Genomic DNA, 24840 nt, shown 5'->3' with positions numbered 1-24840 from the left:
ACGAAACGTCCGTCCCCCATCCCGAAGCTGCTGCGTCGAGTCAGGCTAACCGCCCGCACCGACAACGCCGCGGGCCGGTACGGAGCCGGTACACAACGGTGGTGGCCCGGCCACTCCCCCGGTCCGGCGAGGCGACGGGCCCGCCCTTCGCGATGCCGGTGAGCTACAGGCCGACGCCGCTGTCGTCCTCGTCCCCGTCCTGGTGGTCAGCGGCGTGCGGGAGGCGTGCCGTCGCGGCCACGCCCTCCAGGTAGCCGCGCGCCCGCTCGGTTCTCGGGTATGCCTCCAACAGCTCCCAGAAGCGCGCGCCGTGACCGGGCACCAGCAGATGGGCCAGCTCGTGGAGGAGTACGTAGTCGACGACGTACTCGGGCATGTCCTGGAGGCGGTGGGAGAGCCGGATGCTGCCCTCGGCGGGGGTGCAGGAGCCCCAGCGGGTGTTCTGGTTGGTGACCCAGCGCACCGAGTCGGGGCGCGCCCGGCCCCCGAGGAACTGCGCGGAGAGCCGCCCGGCCCGCTCGGCGAGCACGTCGTCGGTCGGCCTGCGGCGCTTCTCCTGCCGGGCCAGCTTCTCCAGCATCAACCCGACCCAGCGGCGCTCCTCGGCCTGGGACATCCGCGCGGGGAGCAGGACCACGGTCCGGCCGTCCTCCCGGTAGGCGGAGACCGTACGGCGCCGGCGCGCACTGCGGCGCACCTCGACCTCACCGGCCTCACCCGGTGCGGTGCGGGGCGCGGCGGACGGGGCAGGACTGGTCGGCGCGGCCTGGGGGCGCCGTGCGGGTTCGACTGGCACCCTTCGACGGTACCCGGACGACCAGCGGAAACACGGCTGCCCGCCGCCGCTCCCCCGGAATCCGCACCCCTGGGGGAGGCATCGGTACGACTATTCACGCTGCCTGTGGACAACTCCGGGCAGACTCCCCCGCCCTTGATCCATCCTGTGCTCCGTGACCGGCCGCGCCAGGCGTCCGGCCCGCTGACGCCGCCCGCACGCGGCACCGGCCGACCACCCAGGGGGAACCGTGCACCTGTCCCACCCGCTTCTCAAGCCCGCCCTGCGGCGCGGCTGGCGCGACCTGCGCACGGTCCAGTTCGGGGCGACCCCGGCCCACGCCGTGGTTCTCGGTCCGATCGACACGGCGACCGGCAGCCTCATGGAACTCCTCGACGGCACCCGCGGCATGCCGCTGCTGCGCGAGGAGGCCCACCGCATGGGCCTCGCCGAGGGGTACGCCGACCTGCTCGTGGGCCGGCTCGCCCGCGCGGGGCTGCTCGACGACTCCACCGGCGGCGGCCCGGAGGCGGCGGCGCTGCGGGAACGCCCGGCGGTGGTGGAGCGGCTCCGGCCCGACCTCGGCTCCCTCACCGTGACCACCCGGGAGCCGGGCGGCGCCATGGCCCGCATGGCCGCCCGCCGGGCGTCCCGGGTCCAGGTGCGCGGGGCGGGCCGGGTGGGCGCGGCCCTCGCCGCGGTGCTCTCGGGCGCGGGGGTCGGCCAGGTCGACGTGGTGGACGGCGGATGTGTGGACGTCGGTGACGTGGCGCCCGGAGGCATGCCGGTCCGGGCGGTCGGCGAGCGCCGTTCCGAAGCGGCCCGCAAGGTGGTCCGGCAGGCGTCGCCCGGCGCGTCCCGCCGCTCCCGCAAGGGGCCGCGGTCGGGCAGTGGCGAACCGGGCCTCTCGCTCGTCGTCCTGGCTCCGAGGGACGGGCTCGGGGTGTTCGCGCCGGACCCGGCCACGGTGGAGCAGTTCGTGGCGTCCGGCGTCCCGCACCTGTTCGCGGGGGTGCTGGAGGCGACCGGAATGGTCGGGCCGCTGGTCGTCCCGGGGGCGACGGCCTGCGCCCGGTGCGTGTCACTGGATCGGGTGGACCGCGACCCGATCTGGCCGCGGCTGATCACGCAGTGGCGAGCGAGCCGCCGGCGCTCCTCCCCGGCCTGCGATCTGGCGCTGGCCACCACCGTCGCCGGCTTCGCGGCCACGCAGGCGCTCGCCTTCCTCGACGGCACCCTGCCGTCGGGCGCCGACACCCGGTGGGAGCTGGCCCTGCCCGAGTCGGCCTGGCGCGCGGTGCCCTTGGCCCCGCATCCGGAGTGCCCGTGCGACGCGGTCAACTCGCCGGACCGGGCTCCCGGCCCCGGCGAACGGGCCGCCCGTTCCGGAGAGGAGCCTCCGCGGTCGGCACCGGCCGGGCCCGTGCGGGCCACAATGGCTGAGAGCCGTTGACCGTCCGATGCGGCTCGGCAGTCTGGGACTTGGAGGGGCGCATGTCTGATCTTCCCCGGAAGGCGGTCACCAGGACCGCCAAGCTCGCTGCCCTGCCGCTGGGGTTCGCGGGACGGGCCACATGGGGCCTCGGCAGAAGGATCGGCGGCATCTCCGCCGACATCGTCGGCCGTGAACTCCAGCAGCGGACCGCAGACCAGCTGTTCAGAGTTCTCGGAGAACTGAAGGGCGGCGCCATGAAGGTCGGCCAGGCCCTGTCGGTCTTCGAGTCGGCGCTTCCCGAGGAGATCGCCGGCCCTTACCGCGCGGCGCTGACCAAGCTCCAGGAGGCCGCGCCGCCCCTGCCTGCGGAGACCGTGCACGCGGTGCTGCGGGAGCGGCTGGGCGAGGAGTGGCACTCGCTGTTCCGCTCCTTCGACGACCGGCCCGCGGCCGCCGCCTCCATCGGACAGGTGCACCGCGCGGTCTGGCACGACGGGCGCTCCGTCGCAGTCAAGGTGCAGTACCCGGGGGCGGGCGAGGCCCTCCTCTCCGACCTCGGCCAGCTCAGCCGTTTCGCCCGCCTGCTGGGCCCGCTCGTCCCGGGCCTGGACGTCAAGCCGCTGATCACCGAGTTGCGCGACCGGGTCTCGGAGGAACTGGACTACGCCCTGGAGGCGAAGGCGCAGCAGGCCCACGCGGAGGAGTTCGCCGACGACCCCTACATGCTGGTCCCCGGTGTGGTGCACCAGAGCGACCAGGTGTTGGTGACCGAGTGGCTGGAGGGCATCCCGCTCTCCGAGGTCATCGCGGAGGGGACCGAGGAACAGCGGGACTGGGCTGGCCAGTTGCTCTCCCGCTTCCTCTTCTCCGGTCCGGCCCGCACCGGTCTGCTCCACGCTGATCCGCACCCGGGCAACTTCCGCCTGGTCCCCGCCGAGGACGAGGACGGCTGGCTGTTGGGCATCCTCGACTTCGGCACGGTCGACCGCCTGCCGGGCGGCCTGCCGGAGACGATCGGCACCTCACTGCGGCTGGCCCTGGAGAACCGCGCGGACACGGTGTACGCAGCGCTCGGGACGGAGGGATTCGTCAAGGACTCGGTGGAGCTGGACCCGGTCGAGGTCCTCGACTACCTCCGGCCGATCATCGAGCCCGCCGAGGTGGACGAGTTCACCTTCACCCGCGCGTGGATGCGCGGCCAGGCGGCCCGCCTCGCCGACCCCCGCTCCCCCGCCCACCAACTGGGCCGACAGCTCAACCTCCCGCCCTCCTACCTCCTCATCCACCGCGTCACCCTCAGCACCATCGGAGTCCTCTGCCAACTCGGGGCCACGGTCCGGCTCCGGGAGGAACTGGAGGACTGGCTCCCCGGATTCGTGGACGACGAGGGAGCCGGGACCGCCACTCCGACCGGTGGCGAGTTCGGGGTGCCGGCCCAGCGTCCCGAGGCGGAGGACGTCGGCACGCACAGCGCCGAGCCGCGCGTCCCCGAGACGGGGAGCGTCGGTGCCGGGGGGCCTGGAATCACTCGCTGAGCCACCGCAGGCCGAACCTGGCGGCGGCACGGAGCGGCCCCGTTCAGGGCCGCCGACCGAGCCGCCGCCGTATCCGGCCGAGCCCCCCGCCGGGACGGAGCAGGCGTCGGTCAGTGCATGACGGCGATGGCGAGCGCACGGCGGGCACGCAGGGAGGCGCGCTCGGCCTTGCGCTGCATACGCCGGGCGGCCACGAGCCGCTGTCCGGGCCGGGCCTGTTCGGCCTCGGCGGTGCGTTGCTCCATGTGCGCACGCGCCATGGCTTCTGGGATGAGTTGCATCTCTCGGGTCCTGTTCTGACGCGATTCGTTCGCGCCGGTGATGGTGGTGTCGGGGGTGGCGGAGCCTGCGGGCGCGCTGTCTGCGGTCCTGGCGGACGCTCGCTTCATCGGGGCCTGCTTCATGGGGTCGTGCGTGAGGGGGCGGTCGATCGTTCCGGTGATGTTCATGCTGCGACCGGGTTCTTGCGCGGGCGGCCACGGGGCCGCTTGCGGGCGACGACGACGCCCTGGACGAAGAGCTCTCCGCCCCAGACGCCCCAGGGCTCGCGCCGGTCCTTGGCGCCGGCGAGGCACGCCTCGACGAGCGGGCAGGCGCGGCACAGGGACTTGGCGTACTCGACGTCGGCCGGCGACTCGGCGAAGAAGACCTCGGGGTCGTAGGCGCGGCACGGCGGCGGGGTGACGAGGTTCTCGATGGCGTCGTCGAGAGCGGTGAGAGCGGTGAGCTGCGAAGACAAGGTGGAATCCTCCGGGATACCGGGTGGCGAGATCTCTTGTGTGAGCGGTGCTGACGGGACGTGCGTTTCGGTCTGCACGGGCTTTGGTTCCTCGTCTGGTCGGTCCGGCCGGTGGGCCGGGTGGCGGCTGGTACCTGCACCTGTCCAGGGCCCTGTCTCGCCCCGCTCGGGGCAAAACAAAAGGGCCGCGGTTCCCTGGTGGGGTTCCGCGGCCCTGAAGGCGCCTGCCTGATCGAGATCAGGCTGGATCACTCCAGGGTTCGAGCCCACGGAAGGCCCACATCGTGTGCTGCTTCGTCTTCGGGAATCCGGCACCGGCTGCTGCGAAGGCATAGGCATGTGCCTGTGCCGCTGCGTCCACTGCCGGTGCCTGGGTCGGTCGCTCGTTCCGCTCTCGGACCGGGAGGTTCGAGAGGGAAATGGGGGACACGGGACGCACGGCGGCGAGGCCGGACATACCGGTACCCAGGGACGAGACGCCGGACATGCACAGGTTGACGACGGAACGATCGGTCATTTTCACGACCGTGCTGGTGGTGTTGATGCTGATCACTTCCATCGCCTCCTCTCGGCGTCTCGTGGACCGCGAACGGCCCTGCGGTTGAACTCGGTACAGCACGGATCCAGGGCTTCGAAGAAGCGCCTGTTCCCGTGCCTAAGAACCTATGGGGATTCGCGGGGCATGCGCAAACTATTTTCCGGACGAGTTTCCGTCAGCTGCCGACCGCCCCACTCACACCTTCTTGACCTGCGCAGATGGCGAGAACATCGGTCCCGTACCGGCGAAACTTCCGCATGCCGACCCCGGCGATGCGGATCAGCTCGGGCTCGTCCTCGGGCAGCAGCTCGGCGATGGCCATCAGGGTCTTGTCGGTGAAGACGCAGTAGCTGGGCTGGCCCAGCCGTTCCGCCTCGGCGGCGCGCCAGCTGTGGAGCCGCTCGTAGACCCCTTCGTCCATGTCCGACGGGCAGCCTTCGCAGCGCATCAGCTTCATCTCGCCGGCGTCGGTGAGGCTCCTGCCGCAGCTACGGCATCGGATCGGCTTCCTCGGGCCCCGGCGGAGCGCGGCGGTGGCCGACGAGCCACCGCTCCCACCGGCCAGGGAGAGGGCCGAGGCCCCTCTGGTCGCCGGTGCACCCCGGAGGTCCTTCAGGAAGCGGCTGGGGACACGGTGCGCACGTCCGCCGGGGGTACGGGAGAGCGCCCAGGAGAGCGTCAGCCGGAACCGGGCCCGGGTGATGCCCACGTAGAGCAGGCGGCGCTCCTCCTCAAGCTGTTCGTCCGTGCGGGCGTAGGCGATCGGCAGCATGCCCTCGGTCAGCCCGGCCAGGAAGACGGCGTCCCATTCGAGGCCCTTGGCGGCGTGCAGCGAGGCGAGGGTGACGCCCTGGACGGTGGGGGCGTGCTGGGAGGCGGCGCGCTCGTCGAGCTCCGCGACGAAGTCGGTGAGGGAGGCTTCCGGCCGGGCCGCGCCGAAGTCCTCGGCGAGCTGGGCGAGGGCGGCGAGGGACTCCCATCGGTCCCGGGAGGCGCCGGAGCCCGCCGGGGGCCGCGCGCTCCAACCCGAGGCGGAGAGGACGGCGCGCACCTGGGAGGAGAGGTCGTCGGCCAGATCGAGTGCGGCGTCGTTTCCGCCGAAGCGGGCGGCGCCGCGCAGCGCGGACTTGGCTTCGCGGACCTCGCGGCGCTCGAAGAACCGCTCGGCCCCCCGGAGCTGGTAGGGGACACCCGCGTCGGTGAGGGCCTGCTCGTACAGGCCGGACTGGCCGTTGGTGCGGAAGAGCACCGCGATCTCCCCGGCGGGGACGCCCGCGGCGATGAGCTCGCGGATGCGGCGGGCGGTGCCCTCGGCCTCGGAGGGCTCGTCGCCGTACTCGATGTGCTGTGGTTCGGGCCCGGTGTCGCGCTGGGAGACGAGTTCCAGCCGGTGGTCGGCGGCACGGCCGCGGGCCTGGGAGAGCAGTCCGTTGGCGAGGTGGACGATCTGCGGGGTGGAGCGGTAGTCGCGGACCAGCTTGACCACGGTCGCCCCGGGGTGGCGGAGGCGGAAGTTCAGCAGGTGCTCGGGAGTGGCGCCGGTGAACGAGTAGATCGTCTGGCTGGCGTCGCCGACGACGCAGAGGCTGTCGCGGTCCCCGAGCCAGAGTTCGAGGAGCCGCTGCTGGAGGGGGCTGACGTCCTGGTACTCGTCGACGACGAAGTGCTGGTACTGGGCGCGGACGTGGTCGGCGATGTCCCGGCGGTCCTGGAGTATGCCGATGGTCAGGAGCAGGACGTCCTCGAAGTCGATGACGCCCCTGTCCCGCTTGAGCTGTTCGTACCGGGCGTAGACCTGGGCCAGCTCGGCCGGGTCGCGGGGAGCGTGGCGCTGGCTCTTGGCGATGCTCTCCACGTAGTCGCCGGGGACGGTCTGGGTGACCTTGGCCCACTCGATCTCGCCGGTGGCGTCGCGGAGCTGGTTGCGGTCGAGGCGGATGCCGCAGGCCGCGCCTGCCTCCGCTACCAGTTGGGCCTTGCGTTCGACCAGGCGCGGGAGTGTCCCGCCGACGGCTTTCGGCCAGAAGTACTGGAGCTGGCGCAGGGCCGCGGAGTGGAAGGTGCGGGCCTGTACGCCGCCGGCGCCGAGCTGGCGGAGGCGGCCGCGCATCTCCCCGGCGGCGCGGTTGGTGAAGGTCACGGCGAGGACGCTGGTGGGCTGGAAGCGGTTGGTCCGGACCCCGTAGGCGATGCGGTGGGTCAGGGCGCGGGTCTTGCCCGTGCCGGCTCCGGCGAGCACGCACACCGGCCCGTGCAGCGCCGTGGCCACGGCGCGCTGCTCGGGGTCCAGGCCCGCGAGCACGTCGTCGGCCGATTCCGGGACGCGCGGGAAGGAAGAGGTGTGCGGTGCAGATGTCACCCCGCCATGCTGCCAGGTCCGCCGGGCTGGGTGCCGGGCTCGTCCACAGCGGACGACCCCCGGTCGTATTGATCACACCATCCGAGTGTGCGGTGGACCACGCCGACGGGAATCTCGCCGCGCTCGGTTACGTTCGATCCATTGCCACCGGGCGTCTCAGCTCGGCGGAGTTCACCCCGTGTGCCCTTCCGGGTACGCGGCAGAGCGATCGAGGAGCGTCTGGACATGTCGGGCACTGTGACGATGTACAGCACCACCTGGTGCGGATACTGCCGTCGGCTGAAGAGCCAGATGGAGCGCGAGGGCATCGCGTACGAAGAGGTCAACATCGAGCACGACCCGGAGTCGGCCGCCTTCGTGGAGAAGGCGAACGGCGGGAACCAGACCGTGCCGACTCTGCAGATCGTCCCGAAGGCCGGTGGGGAGCCGGTGGTGATGACCAACCCGAGCCTCGCCCAGGTCAAGCAGGCGCTGGGCGCCTGATCCGGGACCCGGCGCGCCCCGGCCGCACCGTCACCGGATGCGGCCGGGAGCAGGCGGGCCCCGGGACAGTCAGCGGCCGACGCCCGGCTTGGGGAGGGGCTCGCCGTACCAGAGCTCGATGAGGCGGGCGGCGATCGAGATGCCGTACGGCGGGCGGACCTCGCCTGAGGCGAAGGCGGCCCGGAGTTCCTCGCGGGAGAACCAGCGGGCCTCCTCGATCTCTTCGCCGTCCACGGTGATGTGGGGGGAGGTGGCCTTGGCGGTGAAGCCCAGCATGAGGCTGGACGGGAAGGGCCAGGGCTGGCTGGCCACGTAGGTGACCTCGCCGACAGTCACTCCGGCCTCCTCGAAGACCTCGCGGCGGACCGACTCCTCGATGGACTCCCCCGGTTCGACGAAACCGGCCAGGGTGGAGAAGCGGCCTTCGGGCCAGTGGACCTGCCGACCGAGCAGCGCCCTGTCCTGGTCGTCGGTGACGAGCATGATGACGGCCGGGTCGGTGCGCGGGTAGTGCTCGGCGCCGCAGGCGGGGCAGCGCCGGATGTGTCCCGCGGCGGCGATGACGGTGCGCTCGCCACAGCGGGAGCAGAAGCGGTGCAGGCGCTGCCAGTTCTCCAGGGCGACCGCGTGGACGAGCAGTCCGGCGTCGCGCGGCGACAGCAGCAGTCCGGCTTCACGCAGGCCGGCGGCGCGGGCGGACTGGTCGAAGCGGCCGGGCAGGGAGTCCTTCTGGAGGGCGAAGTAGCTCACGCCGTCCTCGTCGCAGCCGAGGAAGTAGCGGTGGGAGCGGGTGAGGGGCGCTTCGAAGGTGGGGGTCAGCACCAGTTCGGTGGTGCCGTCCTCGGTCTCGTCGATGAGTGCCTGGCCGCCGGACACCACGAAGACCCGGGTGGTGGGGTGGCTCCAGGCGGCGGCCAGCCATGCCTCGTCGAGGCGGTGGTGGGCCGCTCGGTCGATGCCGCTGGGCGCGGTGAGCGACAGCGGTTCCTTGGGCTCGTCGGTCCAGGTGGTCACAGTGGGTTCCAACTCCCCGGTGGCGTGGATGATTCCGTGCGTCCTGCCGGGGTGGCCGGGGCGGGCGCGGGGTGCGGTCGCTCCTGGTCCGCGGGGGCCGCGGTCTCGGGGTGGCCGTCGGTGGAGTGGGGCGGCTCAGGGGGCATGGCGCCCCTGCTGGGCGAGGTCGCCCCAGAGATGGGCGGCGGTTTCGACGCCCTTCATGAGGAGGTCGAGTTCGACCTTCTCATTGGGGGCGTGCCAGCCGTCGGACGGTACGGAGATGCCGAGGAAGAGGACGGGGGCGCCGAGCACGTCCTGCAGGTCGGCGGCGGGGCCGGAACCGCCCTCGCGGGTGAAGAGCACGGGGCGCTGGAAAGCGCGGCTCATGGCACGGACGACGGATTGGAGGGCGGGATGGTCGAGGGGGGTCAGACAGGGGCGGGTGGCGCCGCCGAAGTCCACGGTGTGGCCGACTCCGGCCGGGAGGCGCTCCGCGATCCAGGCGCGTACCTGCTTCTCGATGTGGGCGGGGTCCTGCCCGGCGACCAGCCGGAAGGAGAGCTTCAGCATCGCGGTGGCGGGGATGATCGTCTTGCCGCCGGGGCCCTGGTAGCCGCCGCCGATGCCGTTGACCTCGGCGGTGGGCCGGGCCCAGATGCGCTCCAGTGTGGTGTGGCCCGCTTCGCCGCTGGCGGCGTGGGACTTGGCGGTGCGCAGCCACTGCTCCTCGTCAAAGGGCAGCTCGGCGAAGAGGGCGCGCTCCCGTTCGGTGAGGGGGATCACACCGTCGTAGAAGCCGGGGACGGCGACGGCGCCGCGGTCGTCGTGGAGGGCGGCGACGAGCCGAGCCGCCTCGGTGGCCGGATTGGGCACGGCTCCGCCGAAGGAGCCGGAGTGGATGTCCTGGCCGGGACCGGTGAGCGTGACCTCGCAGTCGATGAGGCCGCGCATGCCGGTGCAGACGGTGGGGGTGTCCTCGGACCACATCCCGGTGTCGGAGACGAGCACGGTGTCGGCGGCCAGCCGGTCGCTGCGCTCCTCGATGAGCTGGCGGAAGTGCGGGGAGCCCGACTCCTCCTCACCCTCGATGAGCAGCTTGAGGTGGACGGCGGGGCTGGTGCGGCCGGTCGCGGCGAGGTGGGCGCGCAGGCCAAGGGTGTGGAAGAAGACCTGGCCCTTGTCGTCGGCGGCGCCTCGCCCGTACATCCGGCCGTCCCGGACGACGGGGTCGAACGGGTCGGTGTCCCATCCGTCCTCGCGGGCGGCGGGCTGCACGTCGTGGTGGCCGTAGACGAGGGCGGTGGGCGCGTCCGCGTCGTCGGAAGGCCAGGAGGCGAAGACGGCGGGGGCACCGGCCGTGGGCCATATCTCGACGATGGGGAAGCCTGTCTCGCGGAGCTTGGCGGCCAGCCATTCCGCGCTGCGCCGTACATCGGCTCCGTGCTCGGGCTGGGCCGAGACGGAGGGGATGCGCAGCCACTCGGCGAGGTCGTCGAGGAAGGCGGCGCGGTGGTTCTCGATGTACGCGCGGACGGCGTTGTCCAAGGTCTCGCTCATGTCAAAAGCCTATCGGGCGACAGTCGCGGACCGGTCCGGTGGTTCGCCGGTCTGCTGCGCCGGCTCCGCGGGCTCGTGGGGTGCGGGCCCCTGTTCCGGGGGCGGGCCGGACGCGGTGCCGAGGAGGATGTGCTCGATCTCTCGTCGGCCGGGGAGGTGGCGGGGCCGGACGGTCTCCCCGGTGCGGATGTAGACGAAGGCGGCGGTGACCGCTTCGAGGGGCAAGCGGTGGTGCTCTGCCCAGGCCAGTCGGTAGATGGCGAGCTGGAGCGGGTCGGCGTCGCGGGTGTGGCTGGTCTTCCAGTCCACGATCTCGTACAGGGGCGTGGCCGGGCCGGTGTCCGGTTCGAGCCGGTAGACGGCGTCCATACGGCCTCGGACGGTGCGTCCGGCGAGGGTGAGCTGGAAGGGCACCTCGACGCCGAGCGGGGTGCGGTGGGCGTACTCGGTCTGCTCGAAGGCTTCCTTGAGGGCTTCGAGGTCGTGCTCGTCGGCGATGTCGGCGTCGTGGCCCGGAAGCTCGTCGGGGTCGAGCATCGGCAGCTGGACGTCTTCGAAGCGGGATTCGACCCAGGCGTGGAAGCGGGTCCCGCGCCTGGCGGCCGGTTGGGGAGGGCGGGGCATGGGCCGGGCCAGTTCTGCCGCGAACCCGGCGGGATCGGCGGCGAGCCGCATCAACTCGGAGGCGGTCAGCGAGGCGGGCAGGACCACCTCCCGGGTGCCTTCGCGGGCCCGCAGCAGCTCGCCTCGGAGTGCTTCCAGGTCCTGGTCCCAGGAGTGGATGAGGCGGGCTTCCTCCGGAGTGGGGCCTTCCGTGGCGGCCGGTGCGGGGCCGGGCGGGGCCGGAACCGGAGCCGGACGGTCTGTGGTCCAGGACTCCCAGTCGCCGTCCTCGTGAGCCTCCGCGTCCTCCGGCTCCGGTTCCGCTGGGAAGTCGTCCGGTCCGTCGGGTGCGGCGTACGCGGGTTCGGGCGCCTTTCCGCCGGTGGGGGAGGTTCCGGAGGGTTCGGCTGCCAAGGCGTCGAGGTGGGCGCGGACGGTGGCGGCGGCGGCCTGGCGGCGGCCGAGCGCGACGGCGTCGAGCGGCAGCGGCCAGGCGAGGTCGGCCGTGGGCTTCGCCAGCGCCGGGTTCTCGGCGTCGGCCTCCGGGCGCTGGGCCCACGCCTCCGTCTCCCCGTGTCCGGCGAGGCAGTGGTCATGCAGGGCCAGCAGGAAGTCGGAGGGCCCACGGGGGCGCTTCTGGGTGGGGCCCCACCAGTGGCCCGAGCCGAGCAGGAGCTTGCGGGGCCGGGTGAACGTGACGTACCCCAGGCGCAGCTCCTCCGTGTGCTGGTGGTCGCGCATCGCCTCCTGGAACGCCTTGAGGCCCTTGGAGTCCAGAGCGCCGACGTCCGGCAGGGTGGCGGCGTCGCCGCGCAGGGAGTGCGGCAGGACCCGGGGCTGGGCGGTCCACTTCTCGCGCCCCTGCTCGCTGGGGAACTGCTTGGCGACCAGTCCGGGGACCGCGACGACGTCCCACTCCAGTCCCTTGGACTTGTGGGCGGTGAGGACCTTGACGGTGTTCTCGCCGCCGGGCAGGGCGTTGTCCAGGCCCTTCTCGTACTGCGCCGCCGTGCGCAGGAAGCCGAGGAAGGCGAGGAGGGAGGCGTCCTTCTCCTGGGCGGCGAAGGAGGCCGCGACATCCAGGAAGTTGGAGAGTGTCTCCCGGCGGCGGGCGGCGAGGGCCTGCGGAGAGGAGGAGAGTTCGACTTCGAGGCCGGTGGTGGTCAGGACGCGGTGCAGGACATCCATGAGCGGATCGGCGAGGGAGCGACGCAGGTCACGCAGTTCGGTGGCGAGCTGTGCGTACCGGACGCGGGCCTCTGCGGAGAAGGGCAGGTCGTCGGCGGCGGAGCCGTCGAGAAAGGTGTCCAGGGCGTCGGCGAGGGAGACGACCTCGGCCGGGTCGACGCCTTCCACCGCTTCGGCGAGCCGCCGGTCGGGGTCGTCGGTGCCCGCGCGCTCGCGGCCCACGAGGAGCCGGGCGCGGCGGCCGAGGAGGGCGAGGTCACGCGGGCCGATGCGCCAGCGGGGGCCGGTGAGGAGGCGGACCAGGGAGGCGTTGGCGCCGGGGTCCTGGAGCACTTCGCAGACGGCGACGAGGTCGGCGACCTCCGGCAGGTGGAGGAGGCCGGAGAGGCCGACCACCTCGACCGGCACGTCCCGGTCGACCAGGGCGCTCTGGATCGCCCCGAAGTCGCCGGCCGTCCGGCACAGCACGGCGATCTCGCCGGGGGGTGTCCCGGTGGCGACGAGGTGGGCGATCTGGCCGGCGAGCCAGGTGAGCTCGTCGGCGTGGGTGTCGAGGAGGGCGCAGCGGACGGTGCCGTCCCGTTCGGCTCCGGGGGCGGGCCGCAGGGCTTCGACGCCGGTGTGCATGGCGCGCAGCGGGGCGGCCATGGTGTTGGCGAGGTCGAGCAGGCGCCCGCCGCTGCGCCGGTTCTCGCTGAGGGAGTGGCGGGCGGCGGGGGCGCCGTCGGTGTGGGGGAAGTGGTCGGGGAAGTCGTCGAGGTTGGCGACGGAGGCGCCGCGCCAGCCGTAGATGGCCTGGCAGGGGTCGCCGACGGCGGTGACGGGGTGGCCGGTGCCGTGGCCGAAGAGCCCGGCGAGCAGGATGCGCTGGGCGACCGAGGTGTCCTGGTACTCGTCGAGGAGGACGACCCGGAACTCTTCGCGGAGCAGGGCGCCCACCGCCGGGTGGCTGTCGGCGAGGGTGGCGGAGAGGGCGATCTGGTCGCCGAAGTCGATGAGGTCGCGGTCGCGTTTGGCAATCCGGTACTGCTCGACGAGGCCGGCCAGGTCATGGCGGGCGCGGGCGACTTCGGGAAGTTTCCGCAGGTCGGGGTTGGTGAGCCGGGTGTTCTCCAGGGTGCCGAGCAGGTCCTCGTCGTGGTGGCGCAGCCGCTTTGGGGTGACGAGGTGTTCGGAGAGTTCCCCGTCGAGGGCGAGGAGGTCGCCGACGAGGTCGGGGAACGAACGCGTCAGCGCGGGGTGGGTGCCGGGTGCCTCCCGCAGCACCCGGGCGGCGAGCTGGAAGCGGGTGGCGTCGGCGAGCAGGCGGGTGCTCGGCTCCAGTCCGAGCCTCAGGCCGTGGTCGGTGAGGAGCCGTCCGGCGAAGGCGTGGTACGTGGAGATGACCGGTTCGCCGGGGGTGTGGTCGTCCTGGGGTCCTGCGCCCGGCGGGGCGAGCGGCTCGGGTCCGGTGACGCCCGCCTGGGCGAGTGCTTTGCGGACGCGTTCGGCGAGTTCGCCCGCGGCCTTGTTGGTGAAGGTCAGCCCGAGGACCTGCTCGGGCGCCACCTGTCCGGTGCCGACGAGCCAGACGACGCGGGCCGCCATCACCGTGGTCTTGCCGGAGCCCGCTCCGGCGACGATCACCTGGGGAGCGGGCGGCGCGGTGATGCAGGCCGTCTGCTCCGGGGTGAAGGGGATGCCGAGCAGCTCCTTGAGCTGCTCGGGGTCGCTGAGAGGTGCGGGCATGCCAGCGAGGCTAGCGCCGTCGGACGACACCCGGCCTCCGCTCAGCGACACGGTTCGGTGTCCTTCCTGGTCAGAACGGTAGAGGCGGAGGTTGTGGACTCGGCCACCGGGGGCCCAGGCCGCGTCCCGGTCGTGCGGGAGCCGGAGCGGGGCGCCCGGTGGGCGCTCCCACTCACTCGACCACCTGCCGCCCCTCCTCCCGGGCGCTGCACGAGGAGCGAAAGGAGCAGTGGGCGCAGTGCTGTCCGGCGGTCGGGGAGAAGCGTTCGTCGAGGACCTTGCCGGCTGCGGTGGCCAGGAGATCGCCGACCCAGTCGCCCTCGGGCGTGGGCTGGTGCTGTACGCGGGGCAGTGCGTCACCGCCCTCCTTCCTGGGCGCGGGCTGGCGCAGGTGGACCAGTTCGGCGCCACCGGACTGCGGGCGTACACCGTCGAAGAGCGGGTCGACGGCGCCTTCGGTGACGGCGAGCTGGTAGACGGCGAGCTGGGGGTGGTGGGCGACCTCGGCGGCGGTGGGCGCCTGCTTGCCGGTCTTGAAGTCGACGACGTAGGCGCGGCCGCGCGGGTCCTGTTCGACCCGGTCCATGCTGCCCCTCACACGGACCTCGTAGGGCCCGGCGCCGAGCGTGACGTCGAAGTCGTGCTCGCTGGCGACGGGGGTGCGGCCGGCCCGGTCGAGGGTGTGCCACTCCAGGAAGCGTTCCAGGGCCTGGCGGGCGTTCTCCTTCTCCTGGACGGATTTCCAGGGGGCGTCGAAGGCGAGCGCGTCCCAGACCGAGTCGAGGCGTTCCATGAGTACGTCGAGGTCGGCCGGGGTACGGCCGGAGGCCACCTCGTCGGCGAGAACGTGGACGACGTTGCCGAAGCCCTGGGCGGCCGAAGCGGGGGCATCGGCCTTGACCTCGCGGCCGAGGAACCACTGGAGGGCGCAGGTGTTGGCGAGCTGCTCCAGGGCGCTGCCGGAGAGGACGACGGGGGCGTCGCGGTCCCGCAGCGGCATCTGGGAACGGGTCGGCTCGCGCATGCCCCACCAGCGGTCGGGGTGCGCGGTGGGGACGAGGGGTCTGCCGTCCTCGTCGGTGAGGGCGGCGAGCCGGGCGAGACGGTGCGCGGCGGCTTCGCGGAGGGTTTCGGAGACGCGCGGGTCGACGGTGGTGGCCCGCAGCTCGGCGACGAGGGCGGCGACGGAGAGGGGGCGGCGGGGCCGGGAGGAGACGTCCTTGGGCTCGACGCCGAGTTCGGCGAGGAAGCGGGAGGGCTGGTCGCCGTCCTCGGCGGGGGCCTTGACCGCCGTGACGACGAGGCGTTCGGCGGCGCGGGTGGCGGCGACGTAGAAGAGGCGGCGCTCCTCGGCGAGAAGCGCGCCGGGGGGCAGGGGTTCGGCGAGGCCGTCGCGTCCGATGCGGTCGGCCTCCAGCAGCGAGCCGCGGCGGCGCAGGTCGGGCCAGACCCCCTCCTGCACCCCGGCGACGACGACGAGCCGCCACTCCAGGCCCTTGGCGCGGTGCGCGGTCATGAGGCGGACGGCATCCGGGCGGGCGGCGCGGCGGGTGAGGGTGTCGGCGGCGATGTCCTGCGCCTCTATCTCGGCGAGGAAGTTGAGCGTGCCCCGGCCTCCGGTACGTTCCTCGGCCCGGGCGGCGGTGGCGAAGAGGGCGCAGACGGCGTCGAGGTCGCGGTCGGCGTTGCGCCCGGCGGCGCCGCCCCGGCGGGCGGACCGCTCAAGCCGCTGCGGCCAGGTGGTGCCGTCCCACAGTTCCCAGAGCGCCTCCTCGGCGCTGCCGCCCTTGGCGAGGAGCGTGCGGGCGCGGCGCAGCAACTCGCCGAGGAGGCGCGCGCCGTGGGCGTACCCCTCGTGGGTGACGAGCCGCTCCGGTTCGGCGAGCGCATGGGCGAGCAGGGTGTCGGAGGGCGGCGGGAGCGGATTTCCGGCGGCGCGCTCCTCGTCGCGCAGGGCGCGTCCGAGGCGGCGCTGGTCGGCGGCGTCGAGGGCGGCGAGCGGCGAGGCCAGCAGGGTGAGGGCGGTCTCGGTGTCGAGCCAGGCAGGAGCCGCGTCCCCGGCCTCGGTGCCGGGGCCCGGGCCCGCCTCCTCCTGGGCCCGGTCGTGCAGGGCGGCGGTCGCGGCGGCACGCAGGGCGGTGAGCAGCGGGGCGACGGCGGGCTCGTGGCGCAGCGGGAGGTCGTTGCCGTCGATGTCCAGCGGTACCCCGGCCGAGGTGAGGGCCCGGCGGACGGCGGGAATGGTGTGGCCGCCGGAGCGGACCAGGACCGCCATCTCCCCCCACGGAACGCCTTCCTCCAGGTGGGCGCGGCGCAGGATGTCGGCGATGTTGTCGAGTTCGGCACCGGTGGTGGGGTACGTGTAGGCGTCGACGCGGCCCCCGTCCCGGGCCGGGCTGAGGGAGCGATGAGCGCGGACGGTGTCGGCGGAGAGCCTGGTCAGCGGCATCCGGCGGGTGAGGTGCCGGGTGGCTTCGACCAGGTGCGCGCCGGAGCGGCGGCCGGTGGTGAGGACGGCGACGGGCGCGGGCGCGCCGTCGGCGCGGCGGAAGGTCTCGGGGAACTCCAGGATGCCGTTCACGTCGGCGCCGCGGAAGGCGTAGATCGACTGGTCCGGGTCCCCGAAGGCGACCAGGGTGCGCCCGCCGCCGGCTCCGGGCACGGCGGGGCCGTGGTTGCCGGCGAGCGCCCGCACCAGCCTGACCTGGGCGGGGTCGGTGTCCTGGTACTCGTCCACGTAGACGGCGTCGTAGGTGTCGGCGAGCTGCCGGGCGGTCTCGGGCGTCTCGGCGAGCAGGACGGCCCGGTGGACGAGTTCGGCGTAGTCGAGGGTGCCCTGCGCGTCGAGCAGGTCGAGGTATTCGGCGAGGAAGGAGGCGGCGGCGGACCAGTCGGGGCGGCCCCCGCGCCGGGCGAATTCGGCGAGAGCGTCGGGGCCGAGGCCGAGTTCCCGGGAGCGGGCGAGGACGGCGCGGACCTCGTCGGCGAAGCCGCGGGTGGTGAGGCAGGCGCGCAGTTCGTCGGGCCAGCGCACGCGGGCGCGGCCCTGGCGTCCGAGTTCGATCTGTCCGGCGAGCAGTTCGCGGACCGCGACGTCCTGCTCCGGGCCGGAGAGCAGCCGCAGGGGTTCGGCGAAGAGATCGGCGTCCTGGTGGGCGCGGACCAGGGCGTAACAGAAGGAGTGGAAGGTGGTGGCGCGCGGCGCGGTGGCCGTGGAGAGGCGCCGCGCCATGCGGTCGCGCAGGTCCACGGCGGCGCGGCGGCTGAAGGTGAGGACCAGGACGCGTTCGGGCACGGTGCCCGCGGCGAGGCGGGCGGCGACGGATTCGACCAGGGTGGTGGTCTTGCCGGTACCCGGTCCGGCGAGGACGAGCAGTGGTCCCGCGTCATGGTCAACCACGGCCCGCTGGGCTGCGTCCAGTCGAGGGGGCTCCTCCGCCACGGGGGCGGAACGGACCAGTCGGTACGTGCCGGAGGCCCTCTGCCGCGCCTGTTGGTGGGGCAGGCGGCCGCTGGGAGGAGAGGAGCTCACGTGCATCGCCGGTCCTGGTGGGTGTGCTGGTGGAAGGCGCTCGGTGCGGGCCGGGGAGGGAAGGCCGCCGACGCCGTCCGCCGGGCTGCCCGGTGCGGCCGTGGCGGCCAGGTGCCGACCACCGACCGTACCCCGAGCGGCCTTCCGTCCGGCGGGCTTCCCCTGCCGCGCGCCCGGCAGCACGCGCCCGGGCGCAACCCGGGTGGCGCCAACCGCGCCGGTCAGCGCGTCGGAGCCGCGCGGAGCCGGGTGCGGGGCGGCTCGCAGCGCGTGTCAGGAGTGAGGTGTGTCACCGGTGCTGCCGTCCCAGCGGGCCCGGCGCATGTCGATCCGGGGCGCGCTGCCCGGGGAGCCGGCCGTGCGCCGGGCCTCGCGCAGCGGGGTGCCCTCCGCCCGGTAGCGCTCCAGGGCGCGGAGCTCGTGGCCGGGGAGCAGGGCCCCGTCGGAGCGGACGACCCGCCACCAGGGCACGGCCGATCCGTAGAGCGCCATGACGCGGCCGACCTGACGGGGGCCGCCCTCCTCCAGCCACTCGGCCATGTCGCCGTAGGTCATCACGCGGCCGGGCGGGATCAGCTCGGCCACGTCGAGCACCCGCTCGGCGTAGGGCGGCAGGGCGGGCGGTTCCACGGGCGGCGGGGTGTCCTGGCTCACGCGGCCATCCTGCCGCACACCGCCGACAGCCCAGCCGGACACAGCTCGCGGCCCGCGGGAGGGATCGGCCGCCGGAGCGTCGGACGGGGGCCCGAAATGCGGGCCATGGGGCTTATCAGAGCGGATTCGGCAGCGCGCATTGCCCCCTCATGCCCCGCGGTGTCGCCCGCTCGTGCCACCATCGTGCGGGCGGTGACAGCCAAGCCAAGATCGACAGGACACGACGGAACGGACGGGTGTGAGTGCCGAAGCACGACGGAGCACGGCACCGGTGCCGCCGCGTCCCGATGACGACGATGCCGCCCGGGCCGTACCCGGCAGCCGTCCCGCCGACGGGGAGAGGGGCGGCGCGATGAACGCCGGCGACGACGAGGGCGCACGCGCGGACGACTCCGGCGCGCCCGCACACACCGACGTCGACCGCGGCGCCACCTCCGCCGATCCGCACCCCGGCCTTTTGAAGTACCCCCGGCCGGAGGGCACCCCGCACCGGGCCGAGCGCGACCCGGTCGAGGTGGACGAGCCGCTGCTGGCGGCCCGAGTGCACCGGCCCTCGGATCTGATGCGCCTGCTCATCGGCGTCCTGGCCATCGCGGTCCTGCTCGCGGTGGCGGCCTTCGCGCACGGCACCACCTCGGGGCTGGAGCAGGACATCCGCGAGGGCACCGGCCAGGCGCCCGACCTGCTGATCAAGTTCGCCGGTCTGGCGTCGAGCATCGCGGTGCTGCTGGTCCCGGTGGCCTTCGCCGTCGAGCGGCTCATCAAACGCGACGGCCTGCGCATCGCCGACGGCGTGCTGGCGGCGGTGCTGGCCCACGGGGTGACCCTCGCCACCGATCTGTGGGTGGCGAAATCCGCCCCCGGGTCGATCCAGGACGCGCTGACCCAGCCCTCCCCCGGCGACATCCACGCGCTCACCGATCCGGTGCACGGCTACCTCGCCCCGGTCATCGCGTACATGACGGCTGTCGGCATGGCGCGCAGACCCCGGTGGCGCGTGGTGCTCTGGGTGGTGCTGCTGCTCGACGCGCTCGCGATGCTGGTCACCGGGTACACCACGCCGTTCTCGATCGCCCTGACCATCCTGATCGGCTGGAGCGTCGCCTACGGCACGCTGTACACGGTCGGCTCGCCCAACGTCCGGCCCACCGGCCAGACGCTGCTGGCGGGGTTGCGCCATGTCGGCTTCCGGCCGGTCGCGGCGGCCCGCGCCGAGGACGTACCGGAGCCCGCGGGCGGCCTTGCCGGAAGGGCCGGACTGACGCCCCCGGACCAGGGCGACCGCGGCCGGCGCTACTTCGTCACGCTGGAGGACGGCCCTCCGCTGGACGTGACGGTCGTCGACCGCGAGCAGCAGGCCCACGGCTTCTTCTACCGCGTGTGGCGCCGGATGACGCTGCGCTCCATCACCACCCGCCGCAGCCTGCAGTCCCTGCGCCAGGCACTGGAGCAGGAGGCGCTCCTCGCGTACGCCGCGATCGCCGCCGGGGCCAACGCACCGAAGCTCATCGCCACCTCCGAACTCGGCCCGGACGCCGTGATGCTCGTCTACGAGCACATTGGCGGCAGCTCGCTGGACTCCCTGGCCGACACGGAGGTGACCGACGAGCTGATGCGTGACACCTGGCGGCAGGTACGGGCGTTGCAGTCCCGTCGGATCGCGCACCGGAGGCTGGCCGGGGACGCCATCCTGGTGGATCGTTCCGGCAAGGTGATCATCACCGACCTGCGCGGCGGGGAGATCGCCGCGGGCGACCTGGTCCTGCGGATGGACATCGCCCAGCTCCTGACCACGTTCGGGCTGCGGGTCGGCGCCGAGCGGTCGGTGGCCGCGGCCGTCGGCGTGCTGGGGCCGGACACCGTCGCCGACTGCCTGCCCCTGCTCCAGCCGATCGCGCTGTCCCGCTCGACCCGCTCCACGCTGCGCCGACTCGCGCGGGAGCGCTCGCAGCGCGAACGCGAAGCGGTGCTGGACGCCTCCCGGGAGGCCAAGCAGCTGCGCCGGGAGACCGGTCAGCACGAGGACCGCAAGACGGCCAAGGCCGAGAAGCAGGCCGAGAAGCGCGCCATCGACGAGGCGCTGGACGAGGCCCGCGAAGAGGATCTGCTCACCCAGATCCGGCACCAGGTGCTCCGCATCCGCCCGCAGGCCCCGGTCGAACCCGCGCGGCTGGAGCGGATCAGACCCCGCACCCTGGTCAGTTTCATCGCCGGTGCGATCGGCGCGTACTTCCTGCTGTCACAGCTGACCCACATCGAGTTCGGCACGCTCTTCTCGGACGTCCAGTGGGGCTGGCTGGCGGCGGCCGTCCTCTGCTCCGCGCTCAGCTACTTCGCGGCGGCCATGAGCCTGCTCGGCTTCGTGCCGGAGCGGGTCTCCTTCCTGCGCACGGTGAGCGCCCAGGTCGCCGGCTCCTTCGTGAAGATCGTCGCGCCGGCGGCCGTCGGCGGCGTGGCCCTCAACACCCGCTTCCTCCAGCGCTCCGGCGTACGCCCCGGGCTCGCGGTGGCCAGCGTCGGCGCGTCCCAGCTCTTCGGGCTCGGGTCGCACATCCTGCTGCTCCTCCTCTTCGGCTACGTCACGGGCACCGAGAAGACCCCGTCGCTCACCCCGTCCCGGACGGTGATCGCCGGTCTCCTCACCGTGGCCGTGCTGGTGCTGGTGGTGACCGCGGTGCCGTTCCTGCGGAAGTTCATCGTCACCCGGGTGCGGTCGCTCTTCGCCGGCGTGGTGCCGCGCATGCTCGACGTGCTCCAGCGGCCGCAGAAGCTGCTCACCGGCATCGGCGGCATGCTGCTGCTGACGGCCTGCTTCGTGATGTGCCTGACCGCCTCCGTGCGCGCCTTCGGCGACGGGAGCACCACCGTGTCGCTGGCGGGCGTGGCGGTGGTCTTCCTCGCCGGCAACGCCCTCGGGTCGGCCGCCCCCACGCCCGGCGGCGTCGGCGCGGTCGAGGCCACGCTGACGGTCGGCCTCATCGCGGTCGGCCTGCCCAAGGAGGTGGCGGCCCCCGCGGTGCTGCTGTACCGGCTGCTGACGCTGTGGCTGCCGGTGTTGCCGGGGTGGCTGTTCTTCAACCAGCTGACGCGCAAGGGGTATCTGTAGGGCACTCGGAGCACAGGGGGCGTGCCCACAAGGTAGGGGGCGCACTCACTCGCACGGCCCCCGCCCCGCGCGCCGGGATTGCGTGGCGCGCAGGATGGGGGACATGCCGACTCGCCCCCACCGCCGCCACACCGTCCTGCTCCCGACCGCGCTGCTGCTCACCGTCGCCGCCTCGGTCTCCGCCTGCTCGGCCTCCGGGAGCGACGAGCCGGGCAGCCAGAACGGTTCCACCCCGGCCGGCGGGCTCACCTCGCAGAAGCTCGACTGGTCGAAGTGCCCCGCCCCCGACGACGCCCAGGGCGGCGGTACGGCACCCTCGCCGCTGCCGGGCGGTGCCGAGTGGCAGTGCGCGACGATGAAGGCGCCTCTCGACTGGGACCGCCCGGACGGCGACACCCTCGACCTGGCACTGGTACGGGCGAGGACCAGCGGCAAGAACGAGGACCAGCGGATCGGTTCGCTCATCTTCAACTTCGGCGGACCCGGCGGTTCCGGGGTCAGCACCCTGCCCGCCTTCGGCGACAGCTACGAGACCCTGCGCAAGCGGTACGACCTGGTCAGCTTCGACCCGCGCGGGGTGGGCCGCAGTTCCCCTGTCACCTGCCTCGACGACGCACAGCTGGACGACTTCTTCCAGGCCGACTCGACGCCTGACGACGCGGCCGAGCGGGCCGGCCTGGTCAAGCGGACGCAGCAGTTCAACGCGGCCTGCGAGAAGAACTCCGGCACGGTCCTCCCGCAGGTCGCCACCACCGACGCGGCCCGCGACATGGACCTGATGCGCCAGGTGCTCGGCGACGACAAGCTGTACTACATGGGCATCTCCTACGGCACCGAGCTGGGCGGGGTCTACGCCCACCTCTTCCCCCACACGGTGGGCCGCGCGGTCTTCGACGCCGTGGTGGACCCGACGCAGGACGCCGAGCAGGGCTCGCTGGGCCAGGCCAGGGGGTTCCAGCTCGCGCTCGACAACTACGCCGAGGCGTGCACCGCGACGGCCGACGGGTGCCCGGTCGGCTCCGACCCCGACGACGTGAAGAAACGCATCGCCGACCTGCTGGCCTCCCTCGACAAGAAGCCGTTGCCGGCCGACGGCGACCGCGAGCTGACCCAGGCCGCCGCGCTGAACGGCATCGCCCAGTCCCTCTATTCCGAGGACTTCTGGGAGTACCTGACGCAGGGCCTGGAGGACGCCTACGACGGGGACGGACGCATCCTGCTGGCCCTCTCGGACAGCATGACCGGCCGGAACCAGAACGGGACCTACAGCAATCTGCAGGCCGCCAACATCGCCGTCAACTGCGCCGACGACAAGCCGCGCTACACCGAGGCCGACGTCCGCGAGAAGCTGCCCGAGTTCCGCAAGGCGTCCCCCGTCTTCGGCGACTTCCTCGCCTGGGGGCTGCTGAGCTGCACCGACTGGCCGGTCTCCGGCGCGGCCGAGCACCCCGACGTGTCGGCCGAGGGTTCCGCACCCATCGTCGTCATCGGCAACACCGGGGACCCGGCGACCCCTTACGAGGGCGCGCGGCAGATGGCGAAGGCGCTCGGCAAGGGCGTCGGTGTCGAGATCACCTACAAGGGCCAGGGCCACGGCGCCTACGACAGCGGCAACTCCTGCGTCCGCAAGGCGGTCGACGGATACCTGCTGGACGGGATCGTGCCGAAGAACGGGACCGTCTGCTCCTGACGCGCTGATGAGGTTCGCGCGGGCCGCGGGTGGGAGCGGTGATCCCCTCCCACCCGCGCTTTCCGCATACGGACCGGGCAGCTCCAGAAGTCGCATCACTTCCCCCTTGATTACTCTCCGTAGTCGACTTTACGATGGCGGAGCCGTCCCGAATCCCGGGGCTGCTGAGGGATCACGGGGGAAACCATGAAGCCTGGACGCCTGCTGCGCGCTGCCGCCTTGCTGTTCGCGAGCCTGTTGGCCGCTACCGCGACGCTCGGCTGCACGGCCGAGGAACGCCCGGACACCGAGGCCCCGCCGCCGACCGGCGGTGACGCTCCGTCGGGCTCCTCCACGGCGACCGCCCCGGCGCCGGGACCAGGGGCGGCGAAGGGGGACCCGCCGTTGCCGGAGGCGCTGGCGGGCCAACGCCTGAAGTGGGGACCGTGCAAGGCCCGTCACGGTGCGCCCGCACCGGGCCCCGCATGGCGTTGCGCCACTTTGCGGGCCCCTCTGGACTACGCCGAACCACGAGGCGACACCCTCGGCATCGCCCTGATCAAGGCAGCCGCCACTGGCCCCGAAGAGCGGCGCATCGGTTCTCTGCTCTTCAACTTCGGCGGTCCCGGAGGCTCCGGGGTCGAGATGCTGCCGGCCTTCGCCCCCGGATACGAGCGGCTGCGCGCACGATACGACCTGGTGAGCTTCGACCCCCGCGGCGTCGGAGGCAGTTCCGGCATCCGATGCCGCGACGACCTGCGCATCGCCGCCGCGGAGACACAGGTCGACCTGACTCCGGACAACACCGACGAGGAGGCGGTCTACTTCGAGGACGCCGCCCACTTCGGCCGAGGCTGCGCCGAGGGCGCAGGCGATCTCCTCCCGCACGTCGGGACGGCCGAGGCGGCCCGCGACCTGGACCTGCTGAGGCACGCCCTCGGAGACCGGACCCTCCACTACTTCGGCACCTCCTACGGCACCCAGCTGGGCGCGGCCTACGCCCACCGGTTCCCCGGCCGGGCGGGGCGCCTGGTGCTGGACGCCGCCGTGGACCCCGAGGCCGACACGATCGGCCACGCGCGCAACCAGGCGACGGGATTCCAGCGCGCGTTGGAGAACTACCTGCGGAGCGAGCGACGCGCCCCAGGGCCTGGCAGCCGCGAGATCGCCTCCCTGCTGAAGCAGATCGACCGCGAGCCGCTGCCGACGGCTTCGGGACGGAAGCTGACGGAGTCCCACGCCCTCACCGGGATCGTCAGCGCGCTCTACAGCGAGCTGAGCTGGCCCCGCCTCACCGAGGCGCTGGACCAGGCGGAGCGGGGGTCGGGGACCGCCCTGCTCCTGCTCGCCGACTCTTACAACGACCGTGACAAGCAAGGGCGTTACGGCACGCAGGGCCACGCACAACGGGCGATATCCTGCGCCGACGATCCCGGCCGGCCGACTGCCGAGGAGGTCCGGAAGCTGTTGCCCGAGTTCCGCGCCATCTCGCCGGTCTTCGGGGAGTTCCTCGGCTGGGACGCGGCTGGCTGGTGCCACGAGTGGCCGGTCGACGGGGCGGCGGAGCCCCCAGGTGTGGAGGCGAAGGGCGCCCCGCCGGTGCTGGTCGTCGGGACCACAGGCGACCCGGCGACCCCGTACGAAGGCGCGCGGCGCCTCGCCGATGGCCTGGGTCGGAGTGTCGGTGTCCTCCTCACCCACCGGGGAGAGGGGCACGGGGCCTACGGATCGGGCAGCGACTGCGTGGACCGGACGGTGGACGCCTACCTACTGGACGCCACCGTCCCGAAGGAGGGAAAGGAGTGCGCGACGGACCAGCGCTGAGGGGGCGGCCGAGGCGAACGCGCTCCCCTCACGTCACCCCACGGCCACGTCCGCCCGCCGGCTCCTCTCGGCCGGCGCAGCCGAGAGGCCCGTCCACCTCGCGGGCGGACGGGCCTCGG

Annotated in this window: 16 protein-coding genes; 6 read left to right on the top strand and 10 right to left on the bottom strand. The window is 73.3% G+C overall.

Going from position 1 to position 24840, the window contains the following annotated elements; translation table 11 throughout:
• Positions 1–163: 163 nt before the first annotated feature.
• Positions 164–697, bottom strand: a complete 534-nt coding sequence (locus ACSLIC_RS18545) for a M48 metallopeptidase family protein (RefSeq protein WP_436740410.1) — start codon at positions 695–697, stop codon at positions 164–166.
• Positions 698–1025: 328 nt separating this feature from the next.
• On the opposite strand from ACSLIC_RS18545, the gene ACSLIC_RS18540 reads away from it, so the two are divergent.
• Complete coding sequence (locus ACSLIC_RS18540; protein WP_436738825.1) at positions 1026–2228, top strand: ThiF family adenylyltransferase; 1203 nt, start codon at positions 1026–1028, stop codon at positions 2226–2228.
• A 41-nt stretch (positions 2229–2269) separates the two neighbouring features.
• Positions 2270–3745: an ABC1 kinase family protein gene (locus tag ACSLIC_RS18535; protein ID WP_436738824.1), complete on the top strand. Its 1476-nt coding sequence runs from the start codon at positions 2270–2272 to the stop codon at positions 3743–3745.
• A 110-nt stretch (positions 3746–3855) separates the two neighbouring features.
• Here ACSLIC_RS18535 and ACSLIC_RS18530 read toward each other — a convergent pair whose 3' ends face one another.
• The 4 genes from ACSLIC_RS18530 to ACSLIC_RS18515 all read right to left on the bottom strand — a co-directional run bounded on the left by ACSLIC_RS18530 (position 3856) and on the right by ACSLIC_RS18515 (position 7381).
• The gene (locus ACSLIC_RS18530; protein ID WP_436738823.1) at positions 3856–4194 is read right to left on the bottom strand and encodes a hypothetical protein; all 339 of its coding nucleotides are present in this window, start codon (positions 4192–4194) and stop codon (positions 3856–3858) included.
• A complete protein-coding gene (locus ACSLIC_RS18525) occupies positions 4191–4562 on the bottom strand; it encodes a WhiB family transcriptional regulator (RefSeq protein WP_436738822.1) in 372 nt (123 codons plus the stop codon). The genes ACSLIC_RS18530 and ACSLIC_RS18525 overlap by 4 nt, the downstream gene beginning before the upstream one ends.
• A gap of 160 nt (positions 4563–4722) precedes the next feature.
• Positions 4723–5037 carry a hypothetical protein gene (locus ACSLIC_RS18520; protein ID WP_436738821.1) on the bottom strand — a complete coding sequence of 105 codons (315 nt, stop codon included), beginning with the start codon at positions 5035–5037 and terminating at the stop codon, positions 4723–4725.
• Between the two features lie 160 nt (positions 5038–5197).
• Positions 5198–7381, bottom strand: coding sequence for an ATP-dependent DNA helicase UvrD2 (locus tag ACSLIC_RS18515; RefSeq protein ID WP_436738820.1), 2184 nt, complete (start codon positions 7379–7381; stop codon positions 5198–5200).
• 225 nt (positions 7382–7606) lie between these two features.
• Here ACSLIC_RS18515 and ACSLIC_RS18510 point away from each other — a divergent pair, with 225 nt between their 5' ends.
• Positions 7607–7864, top strand: coding sequence for a mycoredoxin (locus ACSLIC_RS18510; protein ID WP_436738819.1), 258 nt, complete (start codon positions 7607–7609; stop codon positions 7862–7864).
• Positions 7865–7933: 69 nt separating this feature from the next.
• Here ACSLIC_RS18510 and nudC read toward each other — a convergent pair whose 3' ends face one another.
• From nudC to ACSLIC_RS18485, 5 genes are all read right to left on the bottom strand, one after another.
• Positions 7934–8878 (bottom strand): NAD(+) diphosphatase, encoded by a 945-nt coding sequence (nudC, locus tag ACSLIC_RS18505; RefSeq protein ID WP_436738818.1) that lies wholly within the window; start codon positions 8876–8878, stop codon positions 7934–7936.
• 135 nt (positions 8879–9013) lie between these two features.
• On the bottom strand, positions 9014–10417 hold the full coding sequence (locus tag ACSLIC_RS18500) for a dipeptidase (RefSeq protein ID WP_436738817.1): 1404 nt from the start codon (positions 10415–10417) through the stop codon (positions 9014–9016).
• A 9-nt stretch (positions 10418–10426) separates the two neighbouring features.
• Positions 10427–13936, bottom strand: a complete 3510-nt coding sequence (locus tag ACSLIC_RS18495) for a UvrD-helicase domain-containing protein (protein ID WP_436738816.1) — start codon at positions 13934–13936, stop codon at positions 10427–10429.
• Positions 13937–14108: 172 nt separating this feature from the next.
• Positions 14109–17336, bottom strand: a complete 3228-nt coding sequence (locus ACSLIC_RS18490; RefSeq protein ID WP_436738815.1) for an ATP-dependent helicase — start codon at positions 17334–17336, stop codon at positions 14109–14111.
• Between the two features lie 405 nt (positions 17337–17741).
• Entirely contained in the window at positions 17742–18122 is a 381-nt protein-coding gene (locus ACSLIC_RS18485; protein WP_436738814.1) for an MGMT family protein, read from the bottom strand.
• Between the two features lie 352 nt (positions 18123–18474).
• On the opposite strand from ACSLIC_RS18485, the gene ACSLIC_RS18480 reads away from it, so the two are divergent.
• The 3 genes from ACSLIC_RS18480 (at position 18475) to ACSLIC_RS18470 (ending at position 24721) form a co-directional block, all read left to right on the top strand.
• Positions 18475–21228 (top strand): lysylphosphatidylglycerol synthase domain-containing protein, encoded by a 2754-nt coding sequence (locus ACSLIC_RS18480; RefSeq protein WP_436738813.1) that lies wholly within the window; start codon positions 18475–18477, stop codon positions 21226–21228.
• 103 nt (positions 21229–21331) lie between these two features.
• Positions 21332–22918, top strand: coding sequence for an alpha/beta hydrolase (locus ACSLIC_RS18475; RefSeq protein ID WP_436738812.1), 1587 nt, complete (start codon positions 21332–21334; stop codon positions 22916–22918).
• 186 nt (positions 22919–23104) lie between these two features.
• Positions 23105–24721 (top strand): alpha/beta hydrolase, encoded by a 1617-nt coding sequence (locus ACSLIC_RS18470; protein WP_436738811.1) that lies wholly within the window; start codon positions 23105–23107, stop codon positions 24719–24721.
• The last annotated feature ends 119 nt before the right edge of the window (positions 24722–24840 follow it).

The sequence above is a fragment of the Streptomyces sp. BBFR102 genome, from assembly GCF_051397025.1.
GTDB lineage: Bacteria > Actinomycetota > Actinomycetes > Streptomycetales > Streptomycetaceae > Streptomyces.
This window is presented reverse-complemented; position numbering and strand designations above follow the sequence as displayed.

Coding starts and splice junctions, on each gene's coding strand:
- ACSLIC_RS18535 (WP_436738824.1), top strand. CDS start 2,270: ATGTCTGATCTTCCCCGGAAGGCGGTCACCAGGACCGCCAAGCTCGCT.
- ACSLIC_RS18530 (WP_436738823.1), bottom strand. CDS start 4,194: ATGAACATCACCGGAACGATCGACCGCCCCCTCACGCACGACCCCATG.
- ACSLIC_RS18510 (WP_436738819.1), top strand. CDS start 7,607: ATGTCGGGCACTGTGACGATGTACAGCACCACCTGGTGCGGATACTGC.
- ACSLIC_RS18500 (WP_436738817.1), bottom strand. CDS start 10,417: ATGAGCGAGACCTTGGACAACGCCGTCCGCGCGTACATCGAGAACCAC.
- ACSLIC_RS18495 (WP_436738816.1), bottom strand. CDS start 13,936: ATGCCCGCACCTCTCAGCGACCCCGAGCAGCTCAAGGAGCTGCTCGGC.
- ACSLIC_RS18480 (WP_436738813.1), top strand. CDS start 18,475: ATGAACGCCGGCGACGACGAGGGCGCACGCGCGGACGACTCCGGCGCG.
- ACSLIC_RS18475 (WP_436738812.1), top strand. CDS start 21,332: ATGCCGACTCGCCCCCACCGCCGCCACACCGTCCTGCTCCCGACCGCG.
- ACSLIC_RS18470 (WP_436738811.1), top strand. CDS start 23,105: ATGAAGCCTGGACGCCTGCTGCGCGCTGCCGCCTTGCTGTTCGCGAGC.